Raw genomic sequence first — 14896 nt, 5'->3', positions numbered from 1 at the left:
AATGCCGAACACGACGACCCACCGGCGCCGCCCCCGGCGTACGGTGGCGGTCCTCTCCACGGCCGTGGCCGTGGCCGTCGCCGTGACGGCGGGAGCTGTCGCCCTGGCGAACACGCGAAGCGGCTCCGAGCCGGTCACCGCCGCCGCTCCGGCCACGCCGGCCCGCGCATCGGCCCCGGCGCGGCCCTCCACCACCACGACCCGTCCCGCCTCGGCCCGACCGGCCGCGTCGAGCAAGACCCCCACCCCTCGAACGACGACGACGACGAAGACGCCGCCACCGCCCAGGGCCGGCTGGATCCCGGTCGACCAGGCGGCGTGGCGCAAACAGCTCGACGCGTACGAGGCCCGCAAGGTCGACCCCGTCCCCGCCGGCGTGGGGAACCTGCCCGAGTTCCGCGCCGACTGCCGGTACAGCCACCGCCTGGCCGACGACCCGATCGTGCTTCCCGGCCTGCCCGGCGCCTCGCACATGCACTCGTTCGTCGGCAACAAGGCCGTCGACGCGGGCACCACGGCCGGCGACCTGACGAAGTTCACCGCCACCAGCTGCAAACCCGTGCAGGACCATTCCGCGTACTGGGTGCCGACGCTCTACGACAACGCGACGGGCAAACCGGTCGAGACCACGGGCTTCCGCGTCTACTACCGCTCGCTGCGGGCCGGCTCCCGCGACGTGAAGCCGATGCCCAACGGCCTGCGCATGGTCACCGGCGACGCGAAGAAGAAGGTGCCCACCCCGCGCGGCGCCCAGGGCCAGTTCTACTGCGCCTTCTACGGCCCCGGCGACCTCGACGGCGTGGCCCGCAGCGCCAACGGCAACTGGCCCATCTGCGGCGGCGACGCCACGCTGCACTTCATGATGCAGTTCCCGGACTGCTGGGACGGCAAGCACCTGGACAGCCCCGACCACAAGGACCACGTCGCCTTCGGCACCGACCGCGGCTGTCCCTCGACCCATCCCGTACGCATCCCCGCCCTCACCTTCGACATCCAGTACGGCGTCAAGGGCACCCCGCAGGGCTACTACCTGTCCTCCGACCCCGTGGGCAAGAGCGCCTCCTCCATGCACGGCGACGCCTTCGTCATGTGGGACGCCGACGCGATGAACAAGCGCACGAAGAACTGCATCCTCGAACGCCACACCTGCGACAACTACGGCTACTACCGCTAGCCCTGCTGGAGGATCCGGATCGGGTTGCCGGACGGGTCCCGCAGGCCCATGTCGGTGCCGTAGAAGTGGTCGGCCGGCTCCTGGGTGAAGTCCGTGAAGCCGCGCGCCCGCAGCGTCTCGTACAGCCCCCGGACGTCGCCGGTGGTGAGCACGAGCCCGTTCAGCGCACCCTTCGCGACCAGCTCGCGCAGCTGCTCGGCCGTCGCCTCGTCGTGCAGCGGCGGGCCGGGCTCCTCCAGCGAGATCTCGGTGCCGCCCTCGCCGGGGACGCGGACGGTCAGCCACCGGTACGAGCCCTGCCGGACGTCGTTGCCCTTCTCGAGCCCGAGCAGGCCGACGTAGAACTCCAGCGCCTCCTCCTTGTCGAGGACGAAGACCGACGTGACGTTCAGCTTGGTGATCATCCAGTGCTCCTTCGCCGGGGAACGGGCCGTCGTCAGGCTAGGCGAGCCGGGCCGTCGGGCGCTTCTCCAAAGCTGCTCGATCGTGGCCGGACGTTGGCCATCTGGACGCAGCCCGGCACGACGACCGGTCCGTGGCCCCGGCGGTACTCCGACGGCGTCTGGCCGACGATCGCGCGGAACGTCCGGCTGAACGTTCCGAGGCTGGCGAAGCCGACGTCGGCGCACACCTCGGTGACGCTGCGGCCGGTCTCCCGCAGCCGGAACATCGACCGCTCGATGCGCCGCCGCTGCAGATAGCGGTGCGGCGTCTCCCCGAACGCGGCCCGGAAACACCGGCTGAAGTGCGCGGGCGACATGTGCGCGACCGCCGCGACCGCCCGGACGTCGAGCGGCTCGGCATACGCCCGGTCGATCGCGTCGCGGGCGCGCAGCAGCCGCCGGTTCAGCTTCTCGACCTCTCGGCTCACGCCGCCATGGTAGGGAACCGGCCCGCACAGCGCGTCCGGTCCGGCGCGGCGGGATGGTCGACAATCTCGGCGGTGAGAACCTCGACCACCCGTGTGCTCGCCGCGCTGTTCGCCGGCGTTCTCCTGGCCGCCGGCGGGGTGGCCTGCGACGGGCCGTCGGCTCCGGAGGCGCTGGTCCGGGTCGACCAGGTGGGCTACGCGGCGGGCGAGACCAAGACCGCCTACCTGCTGTCGCCGCGGGCGGCGGCGGACGTACGGGTCGAGGTCGTCGATGCGGACGGCGAAGTGGCGCTGTCGCCGCGGGTGGGCGCCGCGCGGGGCGCGTGGAACGAGCGCTTCCCCGAGGTCCGGCCGATCGACCTGACCGGCCTGCCGGCGGACCACGTCTATCGGATCAAGGTCGAGGGCGCCGTACGGGCCGAGTCTCCGCCGTTTCGGGTGGGGTCCGCCGCCGAGTTGTTCCAGCCGCTGGCGCGGCACTCGCTGGAGTACTTCCGCAACCACCGCGACGGCGCGGACCAGGTGCCGGGCCCGTGGCAGCGGACGGCGGCCCACCTGTCCGACCGGGAGGCCACTGTGTACGCCCCGCCGTCGTTCGACGACTCCGGGGGGATCACGGCCGATCTGGAGAGCGTCGGCGGGCCGGTCGACGTGGAGGGCGGCTGGTACGACGCCGGCGACTTCCTGAAGTTCACGCACACCACCGCGTACGCGGTGACCGTCATGCTGGTCGCCCAGCGCGACGGGCTCGTGGGGGAGGGGCTGGCGGACGAGGCGCGGCACGGCGCCGCGTGGCTCGGCAAGATGTGGGACGACGACAACGAGGTCCTCCACACGCAGGTCGGCATCGGCAGCGGCAGCCGGGCCGGCGGGTTCCTCGGCGACCACGACACCTGGCGGCTGCCCGAGACCGACGACCGGCTCGACGTGCGGCCCGGCGACGAGCGGTACTACCAGCGGTACCGCCCGGTCTTCCGCGCCGCGGGCCCCGGCGAGCCGATCAGCCCCAACCTGGCCGGCCGGGTCGCCGCCGCGTTCGCGCTGGCCGCCCAGGTCGCCGAGCCCGGCGAGGCCCGGACGTACCTGGATGCCGCCGCGCACGTCTTCGGCCTGGCCCGCACCGAGGACGTCGGCGAGCTGGTCACCGCGGAGCCGCGCAGCTTCTATCCCGAGGACCGGTGGACCGACGACCTCGCGCTCGGCGCGACCGAGCTGGCGCTCGCCGGGCGCCGGCTGGGCGACGCGCGAACGCCGGAGTGGACCCGTACGGCGGCGGGGTGGGCGCGGGCGAACGCCGACGCCCGCGGCGCCGGGGGCCTCAGCGTCTACGACGTCGGCGTCCTGGCCGACGCGGAGCTGGTCCGGTTGTTCGGCCCCGGATCCGGCGAGGGCGCGGTCGCGCTGCGGGACCTGCGGCGGCGGCTCGATGCGGGGCAGCGGGCGGCCGCCGGCAACCCCCTGGGCGCCGCGGCGGGTTTCGGCGGGTACGACTACGCGGCCCGCCAGCTCGGCTACGTGGCGGCCGCCGAGCTGTACGAGCACGTGTCCGGCGACCGCCGGTACGCCGGCTTCGCGACCGCCCAGCGCGGCGTCGTGCTGGGCGCCAACGGGTGGGGCACCTCGCTGGTCGTGGGCGCCGGGACCACGTACCCCCGCTGCCCGCACGACCAGATCGCCACGTTGACCAGGACCGGCGCGGCCGGGCTGAGCATGGCCGGCGCCGTCGTCAACGGTCCCAACAGCGCCGGCCGGGTGAACGAGCTGCAGGCCACGAGCGGCCCGGTGACGTGCCGGACCGACGCGTTCGCCGCGTTCGACCGGCCGGACGCGCACTACGCCGACGACAGCCGCGTCTCGGCCAACACCGAGCCCTCGATCGACTTCGGCGCCACCGGCCTTCTGGCGTTCGCGCTCCTCGCCGGCCGGCCCGGCCCGTGAGCCGTGCGGAATCGACAAGTACGCTAGCGTCAGGTCATCGATAGAGACTGGTCGATCCCCGAGGGAGATCAGATGACCGTACGCACACGGACGACGACCGCCGGCGCGCTGATCGCGGCCGCGGCTTTCGCGCTGACCGCCACGCCCGCCGCCGCGGCTCCGTCACGAGCACCCGCGCCGGCGCCGGCCCAGGCGGGCGTCACCCACGAGCAGAACCCGCGCGTGCCGGAGGGCGCGGTCTGGACGGAGGCGTACTTCCCGTCGGCGGACCACAGCGGCGTCGAGCTGCACGCCGACGTCCTGCGCCCGGCGAACCTGCCGCCCCACGCCCGGACCCCCGTGATCCTGGCGGTCGGGCCGTACTTCGGCCACGCGGGCCAGACCGGGCCGGAGGGGTGGACGCAAACCGGTCCGTCCAACCGGTTCGAGGACTTCACCAGCGGCACCGACCTGTTCGACCGCGGCTACACGTACGTCATGGTCGACCTGCGCGGCTTCGGCGGGAGCACCGGCTGCCTGGACTGGGTGGGCCCCGGCGAACAGGCGGACGTCAAGGCGGCGATCCAGTGGGCGGCGACCCGGTCGTGGTCGACCGGCAAGGTCGGCATGTACGGCAAGTCCTACGACGCCGTGACCGGCCTGGTCGGCAACAACCTGCGTCTGGGAGCGCTCAAGGCGGTCGTGGCGCAGGAGCCGGTGTGGAACATGTACAACTACCTGTTCAGCAACGAGGTGCCCCGGCCCAACGTGACCGGCACGCCCAACGCCTACAACGGGATCGCCACGATCGCGGCGCTGCCCGACGACAGCGACCGCTACCGGGCCAACGCGGCGTACGAGCAGAGCCACCCCGCCTGTCTCACCGACAACGTGACGAACAACAACAACCCCGAAGCCGGCTCGGCGTACTGGCGCGCCCGTGACCTGGCGGCGAGGGCCGAGGGCACCAGCACCCCGCTGTTCGTCACCCAGGGCTTCATCGAGAACAACACCAAGCCCGAGGACATGGAGGAATACCTCGACAACCACCGCGGCGTCGAGCGGGGCTGGCTGGGGCAGTGGGAGCACGTCCGCGGCAACGAGACCAACGAGCAGGGCCAGTTGCTGCAGGGCCGCGCCGGGTTCTTCGACGAGGTCATGCGCTTCTACGACCGCTACCTGAAGGGCGTCCGGCCGCCGGTCCACGACCCCGCGTACGCCATCGAGGACAACACCGGCGCCTGGCGCGCCCAGCCGACCTGGCCGCTGCCGTCATCGTCCACAGTGGCGAGCCTGGCCAACGGCCGGTACGTCGACGACGGCCTGCCCTCCACGCTGGCCGCCCCCGCGGCCCCGGCCGACCAGCAGTGGGACATGGAGCACGCGACGGATCCCGCTCCGCCCGCCGCCCGGGCGCTCGCACCGGCGCTCGCGGCCGGCGACGAGCACAGCTACTTCAGCTGGTCGAAGCCGACGTCGACGCGGGTGCGGATCACCGCCACGCCGCGGATCGGCCTGACCGCCGACGCGCCCGGCAACGTCATGGTGCGCCTGTGGGACGTCGCCGCGGACGGGACCGCGGTGATGTTCGACGAGAACGTGGCGCTGATCGAGCGGGCCGGCCGCGTCGCGTTCGACCTGAAGTCCACCGACTGGACCCTCGAGGCCGGTCACCAGCTGGGCGTCCAGATCGGCACGATCGGCAGCGGGAGCTGGCGCGACACCCCGAGCGGCAACCCGATCCGGGTCAGCCGGGCGCGGCTGAGCCTCGAGCTGCAGAACCCGCGGTACGACGTGCCGACCCAGGGCGACCGGTCGCCGTTCCTCGACACCTACCTGAGCCAGTACACCCGTACGCTCACCGGCGTCGGCCCCGGAACGTTCGTGCTCGCCCTCCGCGGCCGGCACTGACGACCGTCGACCGGGTGGACCGGCTCGCCTCGCCAGGCGGTCCACCCGGTCGGCCGTGTTCACGCCCGGAACGGCCGGAAGAAGTCGCGGAGCTCCCGCGCGTAGATCTCCGGGCGCTCGAACGGCGCGAAGTGGCCGCCGCTCTCGGGCTCGGTGACGCGTACGAGATGGGTCGTCCGCTCCAGCCACGCCCGCGGCGGGGTGAGGATGTCGCCGGGGAACAGCGAGAACCCGGAGGGCACCTCCACGCGCCGGGCGTGCTCGGCGGCCGGGATGGCCGCGTTCGCGCGGTACATGCTCATCGACGACCCGATGCTGCCGGTGAACCACGTGACGCTGAGCAGGGTCAGGATCTCGTCCCTGGTGTAGACCGTGTCGAGGTCCCCGTGGCAGTCGCTCCACGCGCGAAGCTTCTCGACGACCCAGGCGGCCAGCCCGGCGGGGGAGTCCGCTAGGCCCACCGCGGCGGTGAGCGGTTTGGTGCGGTGCATGGCGGCGTAGGCGCCCTCGGCCGCGCCCCACGCGGCGGCCCGCGCCAGCCAGTCGCGTTCCTCGCCGGAGAGCTCGTCCGGGCTCCCGGCGAGGACCGGCAGCCCGGCGTCCATGCGATGGACCGCGACGACCTCGCGGCTGCTGTCGAGCGCGAGGAACCGGCTGACCGAGCTGCCGATGTCGCCTCCGGCCGCGCCGTAGCGCGCATATCCGAGCCGCTGCATCAGCTCGGCCCACAGCCTGGCGACGGCCTTGCTGTCCATCGTGGAGCCCGCCGGAATCGCCGAGTAACCGAAGCCGGGCATGTCGGGAACGACGACGTCGAACGCGTCGGCCGGATCGGCGCCGTGCGCCCCCGGATCGGTCAGCAGGTCGATCACCTTGAGGTAGCGCCACGACGAGTCGGGCCAGCCGTGCGTGAGGACGAGCGGCAACGCCGTACGCCCCTCGGGTGCGACTCCTCTGACGTGGACGAAGGTGACGTCCACCCCGTCCGGCCCCCCGAGCCGCAGCCGGTAGCGCGGATGACGCGCGAACTCCGCCTCCCGGGCCGGCCAGTCGAACCCGTCCGCCCAATAGGCCACGAGCTCGCGCAGGTACGCCGGGTCGGCGCCCAGCGACCAGCCGAGGCCGTCCCGGGCCTCGGGCCAGCGCGTGCCCCGGAGCCGCCGGCGCAGATCGTCGAGGGCCTCCGGCTCGGTGACGGGCCGGAACGGCTCCGGAACCGCGTCCATCCCCCGCACCACAGATTCCACATCGCTTGCCATGAGCGCCACGATACACAACCATGGTTGTGTGTTGGAAGACGATCTGCCCGAACTCGACATGGCCTCCGCGCTCACGCTGCTCGGCGACGCCATCACCCACCGGGTGCTGCGCTCGCTGGAGGGCACCGGCCTGCGCCCCGGCCACGGCTACCTGATCCAGCGCCTGCTGACCGGTCCCGCCACCGCCACCGAGCTCGCCGACCAGCTCGGCGTGAGCCAGCAGGCCGTCTCCAAGGCGCTCAGGGAGTTGCTGACCCTCGGCCACGTGGAACCCGTCGAGGGCCCCGGCGACCGCCGGCGCCGCCCCATGGCCTTGACCGTAACCGGCCGCCAGGCCGTCGAGACCGCCCGCGCCACCCGCCGCCACATCGACGCCCAGCTCCGCGCGGCGCTCGGCTCCGCTCGGTTCGACGCCACCATGGCCGCGCTGCTGGCCGCTCTCGAGGCCCTCGACCTGGCCCCCGGCGTCCGCCGCCGAGCGGTCCGGCCCCCGGACGGCACCTTCGGCGCCCTCAATGAGTCGGCCCGGTGACCCAGGCCGGCGCCGGCGTCAGCCGAGCCGGTAGAGGATGGCGCCGTCGATCTCCTCGCGGGTGATGCCGAGGTCGTCGATCGGGCGGCCGGGCACGGACTCCCACGGGGTTCCGCTCAGCCACTCGGGCAGGACGACGACCGACCGGATGCCGGCCGCGCGCAGCGTCGCCACGCTCGCGGCGTCCGGGAACGTCACGCTGCCCGTGCGGATCCGCTCCTGGCCGGCGGGGACGAAGGTGACGATGCCGTTGGGGATGCGCGGGAACCCGTTGGTGGTCCACAGCATGATGGACATCTCGAGGCTGCCGCCGCTGGGCAGCACCAGGGTCGGCTCCTGAGCGGCACCCATCGCGGCCGGGTAGCGCAGCACCTCGGGATGCGGGGTGCGGTTGATCCCCTCGACGACGACCAGCGCGAGCGGGATCAGCAGCGCGATCCGCAGCGCGACGAACTTCCCCCGGGCCAACGGCATCCACCGTACGGTGCCTGGCTTGGGCCAGGGTGCGACGGTTCGCGCCGTGGCGACGAAGGCGCTGACCGCGCCGGCCGCCAGGATGGCCATCAGCAACGTGGTCCACAGTGTCATCCGCCCGGGGGTGCGCAGCGCCGCCCAGCCCGGCAGGTGCTTGGAGAGCGTCAGATAACCCGGGTCGCCGTGCCAGGGCAGGGTCGCTCCGAGCGCGAGCAGCACCGCCGCAAGGGTGCCGACGGTCAGCAGAATCCGGTGGCGCACGCGGAAGACCGAGAAGAACATCCCCGCCGTGGCCAGCATGATCAACGCTATGCCGGGCAGCAGCGCCATCTCCGGCGGCCACGTCAGCTCGGCGCGCGCCCCCGCGTGCCGGTCACCCCACAGCCACGACGTCTCGGGCGCGATCAGCAGCCCCCGCCAGGCAGGCGAATACGTCTCGGTCCAGCTCAGCGCCCGGTCGGCCTGCGGGTTGAGCTCCACGACGCGGGCATAGGCGAGCCCCATGTACGTCGTGGCGGCGGCGAAGCACAATCCGCCGATCACGTTGGCCGCGAGCAGCTTCCGGCCGTACGCCGGCCGTCCGCGCCGCCACCAGGCCCAGCCGAAACATGCCGCGGCCACCAGGCAGACGGCGATCATGACGTACGCGAAGACGAGCCCGATGGCGAGCCCCAGCGTGATCTGCCAGGCGCCGACCAGCCAGCCGGCCAGCGCCCACCCTGGACTGTGCCTCTCCGGGCGGTGGCCGTGGCGCAACGACCAGCCGTGCCCACGAGCGATCATGGCGAGGCTCAGCGCGATGCCGCCGGTGGAGATGACGTTGAGGTGCCCGGCATGCGCGAGCCGCCACGGCGCGTACGCCCAGGCGGCGCCGGCCACCGTCGCGCCGAGCGGATGCGCGCCCAGCTGACGGGTCAGGGCGTACGCCCCGACGAAGGCCAGTGCGTGCAGCAGGACGTACAGGATGTTGTAGCGCAGGATGGCAGCTTCCATCCCCGACCCGATCATGCCGAACGGCGCGTACCCGAGGACGGTGTCGGTGAAGGCCAGCGAGTACGGATCGGGGTAGAACGTGTTCGAGTCCCACAGGTGCGCCGGGTCGTGCAGCAGCGCGTGCCCGCCCCAGGCGATCTGCCAGGCGAACATGGCCGGATCCCCGATGTCGCCCGGCACCGTGTGCCGCGGGTCGCGCAACGTCGGCCAGGTCAGCGCCACGGCGAGCGCCAGCCCGCCGAGGATCACCAGAATCCACTCGCGGCGGGACCACAGCCTTTTCAGCACGCCCCCTGAGGCCGCGGTCCGTTGCCCACTCCCGCCGGCGTCCTGCTCCCCGCGGACGGCCGCAGTGGCGACGCCTCCCGGCGACCCCCCGATTCCGCTCACCCAAGCCCCCGATTCCCCGGACCCGTCGCAGCCGCCCCCGACACGGCGTTCAGCGCAGCACATTGTCACACATCGATGCTGTGCGGCGGTGTCGTTCGGGCTGCCGTCCCAAAAGCGGTGACGCCGGGTCGCCAGGGTCCTAGCCGACGCCCGCGAACTGGCGGCGGACCAGGGCCGCGGCCTCGGACGGGGGGAGCGGGCGGTGGAAGTGGAAGCCCTGGCCGACCGCGCAACCCATGTCGATCAGGGCGGCCGCCTGGTCGGCCGTCTCGATGCCCTCGGCCACGACGGTCATCCTGAAGGCTCCGCCCAGGTGGACGACCGCCTCGCACACCGAGCGGGCCTCGGCGTCGTCGGCGATGCCGGTCACGAACGAGCGGTCGATCTTCAGCGTGGTGACCGGCAGGCGACGCAGGTAGCTCAGGGCCGAATAGCCCGTCCCGAAGTCGTCGACCGCGAGCTGGATCCCGAGATCGCGCGGAGCCTCCAGGCGGCCGATGGTGAGGGGGTCCGGCTGCAGGATGACGCTCTCGGTGATCTCCAGGGTGAGCCGGTCGGGCGGGAAGCCGGTCTCGGCCAGGATGGCCTCGACGGTCTGCACCAGGTCCGCCTGGACCACCTGCTTCGGTGACAGGTTCACCGACAGCCGCAGCGCTTCGGCGCCGGGGCTGCCGGCGCGCCAGCCGGACACCTCCCGGCAGGCCGCGCGCAACACCCAGGTGCCCAACGGCACCACGCCGGTCTCCTCGGCCAGATCGATGAACTCGCCCGGGCCCAGCAGGCCACGAACCGGATGGTTCCAGCGGACCAGGGCCTCGACCCCGCGCAGTTCACCGGTGGCCAGCGCGACGGCGGGCTGGAAGTACACGACCAGCTCGTCGCCGGCGACGGCGCGGCGCAGCTCGGCCTCGCGCGCCTTGGTGTCCATCACGTCGGAGTAGTACTCGAAGCGGCCACGGCCGGCACGCTTCGCCGCGTACAGGGCGGTGTCGGCCTGCTGCAACAGGGTCTCGCCGGAGGTGTCCGGATCGTCCCGGACGACCACGCCGATGCTCGCCTCGACCATGAGCACGTGTTCGCGGTAGACCACCGGCGTGCGCAGCGCCTCCAGCAGGCGGGCGGCTGCCACGCCCGCCACCTCCCGGGACGGCAGCTGCATGAGGACGGCGAACTCGTCGCCACCGAGACGGCCGGCCAGGTCGCCGTCCCGGATCACGGCGCGCAGGGCGTCGGCGGCGGCGACCAGCACGGCGTCGCCCGCCTCGTGACCGAACGTGTCGTTGATCGGCTTGAACCGGTCGAGGTCGATGAGCATGATCGCGGTGTGCCGGCCGGGGCGGATCGGCTGGCGCGCGAGGTGTTCCAGGCGTTCGGTGACCAGGGTTCGGTTCGCGAGGCCGGTCAGCCCGTCGGTGATCGCCATCTCCCGGTTGTCCCGCAGCGCGTGCATCTGCCGGGCCATCACGAGCAGGGTGAGCACGGCGGAACCCAGGATCATGCCGCCGTACGGGTCGAGCGGCAGGTGCGAGGACTGCTCGGCGAGCAGGAGGTAGGCTGCCACGCTCGCCGCGTACGGCAGAAGGAAGACCGCGTTGCGATCCCGGCGTCTCGGCGCGGGGTGCCTCGGCCGCCGGTACTGCTGATCGGCGGCCAGCACCAGCAGGAAACAGCCGGCCAGCCACAACAGGTCCGGCCAGGAACCGCCGGTGAACCCGCCGTGCAGCTGGATCCAGCTGTACGAGACGTCGGCGGTCACGGTCAGCGCGATCGACCCGGCGAGCAGCCGCACCGGGGCCGGCACCTCCGGCTGGTGACGCCGCAGCAAGGCGGTCGACATGGCCAGCACGAGCAGCAGGTCGCCGACCGGCAGCGCGGCCGTGAAGGCGCGTTCCCACCCGGTCAGCCCCGGCGCGTGCAGGATCGGGCCGAGTAGCAGGTACCAGATCGCGATGAACCCACCGGCGCCGACGATCAGCGCGTCGAGTGCCAGCTTCTGCCGGTCCCGGCGCCGGCGATGCTGGCCCGGCAGCATCAGCAGCCCCGCGAACATGAACGGCGAGAAGAGCAGGAAGCAGTAGTCGGCGGTGGAGGGATAGCCGGTGGTGTGCCGGATGTGGGCCTGGACGAACCAGGAGCAGTGGGCGACCAGCTGACAGGCGAACGCGATGGTGATCACCCGCCAGGCGCGCCGGGTGCGGGGCTCCTGCCGTCTCGAGAAGGCCACGCGGGCGGCCAGCACCGTGAAGGCGACAGCCAGCGGGACGTAGGTGGCGTCCGTGATCAGCGTGCCGACCCCGGCGCCGCCCCATTCCCCGAAGAACCAGGCCTGTTGCACGACGAGCAGGACCGCGCAGGCGAGCACGCCCGCCGCGGCCGCCGGACCGGTCCGGATCCACGTCAGCATCACTGACCTCTTCGGCGTCCCGGCCGCGATCGTTAGCGCGGCCCCACCGGTCGCCCGCGCTCACTTCCGGGGCAGCAGCCGGGCGTGCAATTTGATAGCTTCCGGCGGCGCTTCGGGGACCCCGATCAACGGGGCGGCGCACCGAGTCATGTGAGGAACATCGTGGGTCTGCTCATCCACCTTCTGGTACTGCCGTTCCGCCGCCCGATCGTGGCGATCCTGATCGGCTTGGCCATCCTCGGCGGTGTTCTCGCCTACGACTGGGACGGCGCACCCACCTGCGGCGGAGCCACGATGGAACAGGGCGACATCTGCCGGAAGGTCACCGACACGACCGGCTCCTCCGACCTGACGTACGACGAGACCAAGTCGAACCAGAAGGCCGCGCCGTACATCTGGGGTTCCCTGGGCGGAGCGCTGGTGCTGCTGGGAGGCATCGGCTGGCCGATCCGCCGCCGTCGCGAGGCCGCCCGCAAGGCCGCGGCAGCCCCGGTCGGCTGACGGCGGCCCTAGGCGGTCGACGCCTCTTCCTCGAAGGCATCAACGGCCGGCGTTCCGTGATGGTGGCCGAGAAGGTGTCGAAGTTCGGAGACACGGTCGTCGGCGCGCGCGGATCCGGCTCTGCGCGAAAGCCTCAGAGCCCGCGTAGCGGCGTCGGCGGCCCGCTCGACCTCGTTCGCCTGGAGGAGCGACTCGGCAAGCCAGGTGAGATAGAGGGCGGTCTCGCGGCCCGTGTCGGCGCCGTACCCGGCGGTCGCGCGCTCGAGGATCGGCACGGCACGGAGAGGCCGGCGGAGCTGGGTCCAGACGCGGCCCGCCATGATCTCAATCTCGCCCTCGTCAAGCCAGTACGTCCACTCGGGATCATCGTCCGGTCGCCGGTGTTCGTACTCAGTCTCGACGGTCACGAGGGCTCGCTCGGCGGCAGGAGCTTCGCCGGAGCGGGCGGCGGCCCAGGCGACCCGCTCGGCCAGCAACGCGCGCGCCGTTGCGGTCGCATCCCGCCGGGCGCCCGCATAGGCGGAGCGAGCGAGGGTCTCCGCCCGGCGCGCGTCTCCGACGTTGGCGACCTGGTACGCGAGCGATGAAAGGTTGTTGGCGGCCCCCGCGATGTCGCCGCCCGCGTGAGCGGCGCGGATGCCCAGAAGGTACAAACGTTCGGCTTCAGCATGGCGGCCGGCATCGGAGCTCGTCCACCCGGCGAGTTGGCAGAGCTCGCCAACCGCTACCAGGAGGCGGCGGCCGAGCTCCTCCGAATACGCGCCCTCGTTGAGGAGTCCGACCGTCGCGGCGAGCTCGGCCGTGACCATCGCGTACGTGTCATTTCCGCCGACGTGATCGTCCAGAAGCCGGAGTTTATGGACGCGGCGCTCGACCTCGTCGACCGTCGCGGCGCCGATGCGGCGGCCGGCGCGGAGTTCGTAGACCTGGGGCGGCTCCGTGATGAGCCACTGATGCGCGAGCTCGACGGCGTTGTCCGCGGTCGGTTCGGTCGAGGCGATCTCCGCGGCGAGCCGCTCCGAGTCTGCAGGACGCCAGAGACCTCCGTCGAGGCGCCAGGGTTCGGCCCGGCCGGCCGGAACCATCGCGGTCAGTACACCGCCCGTACCGAGCGCGTCGTCCAAAGCGGAGGCGATGAGCGGCGTCGGTGGTCGTTTCCCGGCCTCGATCCGTGACAGGTGGCCGGGGTCGAGGTGCGCGCGACGAGCGACTTCGCGGATCGACAACGGGCCGCGGAGACGGCGGACGGTCTGGCCGAACGTCTCCACCGCGCCCCCTCGGAGTGTTGCCAGTGATGCCAAAGGCTTCCAGCCTGGGCGGCAACGCGCCACTCCTGGTCACGCCAGAGCGTGATCGCGACGCTACTCCTATGCGTCTGAAGCTGCCCTGGGGACCGCAAGCCCGGTACCGGCGAGCGCTCGCCGCCGCCCGTCAGTGGCAGGAGGAGGAGCGCCGGAACGCCTTCGCACGACTCCGGCTGCAGGCTGCCGAAGACCTGAGCGAGAGAGCCGGCATCCGGGCGGCCCGGCCGATGGAGCCGGAGGCGCGGGCATGGACGGCACGGTGACCGCCGGGCACCGCCCACGGCGGCCGTCCTGGGATTGCCTGGCGTGCGGCAAGCCTTGGCCTTGCGATCCTGCACGCGAGGAGCTCGCCGCCGAGCTCGGCCGGACGGCACTCGCGATGTATCTCAGCGCTTACCTCACGGAGGCGGCCGGCGACATGCCTTACGCATCACCCGGCGAGCTCTACGAGCGCTTCCTGGCTTGGACGCGGACACCTGGCACCGGGAATGGCGGCGGCTTACCCGGATAGTCAGGCGGGCCGCCGTTCGGCTTCTCATCGGCCACGCCGCTGAGCGTCCGCTTCGAGCCGGCCTCTTCGAGCTCGAGTCCCGAGAGAGTCGCGCGGCGGAACAAGAACCCGTCATTTCGGGCAGTAAGCCCGGCACGGCGGCGGCCTGCCGTCAGCGTGGTCTCTGTAGGTGTTACGACCAGCGAATACACGCGACGCGAAAGTCTCCGGGAGCGAGTTTCTGGCCTTCGAAGGGCGGCCCTTACGCGGGAGGTCGTATGGGACGTGTCGCCCCTGCCCCCGCATAGCGGCGACGGGCTGAGGGCGTGCCGCTCGCGTCATAGTCCACACGCCGAAACCGCTCGTGTCGCATCCGGTGTCACGAACGGACGTCATGAGCGAACAGGTCAAGCAGATCACCTGGTCGGCCCGAACCAACAAGATGCGAAACCAGTTCTGAATTTCGTCATGACCTACTACCGGTACAGGCAGCCCGGGCGATCAAGCCTTGATGTCGCATAATCCCAGCTAGGGAGATGTCTGCGTGCTTCGTTTACCGGCCGGCGTGGGCGCTGAGCTGTCTTGCCGGTCATGGGCGCGGAGATCGTGTTCGCGGGCAGTTTTTGGGCTTGGTGTGAAACAAGCGGTGCGCGAACGCGTGGGTAACGACGCCGGA

The 14896-nt window shown here is 72.2% G+C and carries 12 protein-coding genes; 6 read left to right on the top strand and 6 right to left on the bottom strand.

Translation table 11 applies throughout. The features are described from left to right. Position 1 precedes the first annotated feature (1 nt). Positions 2–1174 carry a DUF1996 domain-containing protein gene (locus tag ACSNN8_RS38090; protein ID WP_436655144.1) on the top strand — a complete coding sequence of 391 codons (1173 nt, stop codon included), beginning with the start codon at positions 2–4 and terminating at the stop codon, positions 1172–1174. On the opposite strand, the gene ACSNN8_RS38085 is transcribed toward ACSNN8_RS38090, so the two are convergent. Both ACSNN8_RS38085 and ACSNN8_RS38080 read right to left on the bottom strand, forming a co-directional pair. Next, entirely contained in the window at positions 1171–1578 is a 408-nt protein-coding gene (locus ACSNN8_RS38085; protein ID WP_436655142.1) for a VOC family protein, read from the bottom strand. The genes ACSNN8_RS38090 and ACSNN8_RS38085 overlap by 4 nt on opposite strands. Positions 1579–1610: 32 nt before the next feature. Continuing rightward, positions 1611–2045 carry a helix-turn-helix domain-containing protein gene (locus ACSNN8_RS38080; RefSeq protein ID WP_436655140.1) on the bottom strand — a complete coding sequence of 145 codons (435 nt, stop codon included), beginning with the start codon at positions 2043–2045 and terminating at the stop codon, positions 1611–1613. Between the two features lie 72 nt (positions 2046–2117). Between ACSNN8_RS38080 and ACSNN8_RS38075 the strand changes: the two genes are divergently transcribed. Together ACSNN8_RS38075 and ACSNN8_RS38070 are read left to right on the top strand one after the other, a co-directional pair. After that, positions 2118–3983, top strand: coding sequence for a glycoside hydrolase family 9 protein (locus ACSNN8_RS38075; protein ID WP_436655138.1), 1866 nt, complete (start codon positions 2118–2120; stop codon positions 3981–3983). Positions 3984–4055: 72 nt separating this feature from the next. Continuing rightward, positions 4056–5873 (top strand): CocE/NonD family hydrolase, encoded by a 1818-nt coding sequence (locus tag ACSNN8_RS38070; RefSeq protein WP_436655135.1) that lies wholly within the window; start codon positions 4056–4058, stop codon positions 5871–5873. 59 nt (positions 5874–5932) lie between these two features. Here ACSNN8_RS38070 and ACSNN8_RS38065 read toward each other — a convergent pair whose 3' ends face one another. Continuing rightward, complete coding sequence (locus tag ACSNN8_RS38065) at positions 5933–7132, bottom strand: epoxide hydrolase family protein (RefSeq protein ID WP_436655133.1); 1200 nt, start codon at positions 7130–7132, stop codon at positions 5933–5935. A 28-nt stretch (positions 7133–7160) separates the two neighbouring features. Between ACSNN8_RS38065 and ACSNN8_RS38060 the strand changes: the two genes are divergently transcribed. Continuing rightward, complete coding sequence (locus ACSNN8_RS38060) at positions 7161–7664, top strand: MarR family winged helix-turn-helix transcriptional regulator (RefSeq protein ID WP_436655131.1); 504 nt, start codon at positions 7161–7163, stop codon at positions 7662–7664. Positions 7665–7682: 18 nt separating this feature from the next. Here ACSNN8_RS38060 and ACSNN8_RS38055 read toward each other — a convergent pair whose 3' ends face one another. Further along, positions 7683–9419, bottom strand: a complete 1737-nt coding sequence (locus ACSNN8_RS38055; RefSeq protein ID WP_436655129.1) for a hypothetical protein — start codon at positions 9417–9419, stop codon at positions 7683–7685. A gap of 241 nt (positions 9420–9660) precedes the next feature. Next, the gene (locus ACSNN8_RS38050; RefSeq protein ID WP_436655127.1) at positions 9661–11925 is read right to left on the bottom strand and encodes a putative bifunctional diguanylate cyclase/phosphodiesterase; all 2265 of its coding nucleotides are present in this window, start codon (positions 11923–11925) and stop codon (positions 9661–9663) included. Positions 11926–12075: 150 nt separating this feature from the next. On the opposite strand from ACSNN8_RS38050, the gene ACSNN8_RS38045 reads away from it, so the two are divergent. Beyond that, positions 12076–12426: a hypothetical protein gene (locus ACSNN8_RS38045; protein ID WP_436655125.1), complete on the top strand. Its 351-nt coding sequence runs from the start codon at positions 12076–12078 to the stop codon at positions 12424–12426. Positions 12427–12434: 8 nt separating this feature from the next. On the opposite strand, the gene ACSNN8_RS38040 is transcribed toward ACSNN8_RS38045, so the two are convergent. Continuing rightward, the gene (locus tag ACSNN8_RS38040) at positions 12435–13694 is read right to left on the bottom strand and encodes a helix-turn-helix domain-containing protein (protein WP_436655123.1); all 1260 of its coding nucleotides are present in this window, start codon (positions 13692–13694) and stop codon (positions 12435–12437) included. 101 nt (positions 13695–13795) lie between these two features. Here ACSNN8_RS38040 and ACSNN8_RS38035 point away from each other — a divergent pair, with 101 nt between their 5' ends. Further along, positions 13796–13993, top strand: a complete 198-nt coding sequence (locus ACSNN8_RS38035; RefSeq protein WP_436655121.1) for a hypothetical protein — start codon at positions 13796–13798, stop codon at positions 13991–13993. Positions 13994–14896 lie beyond the last annotated feature (903 nt).

The sequence above is a fragment of the Actinoplanes sp. URMC 104 genome (assembly GCF_051386375.1).
GTDB lineage: Bacteria > Actinomycetota > Actinomycetes > Mycobacteriales > Micromonosporaceae > Actinoplanes.
Note: the sequence above shows the minus strand (reverse complement) of the source record. Positions and strands in the feature narration are given on the sequence as shown.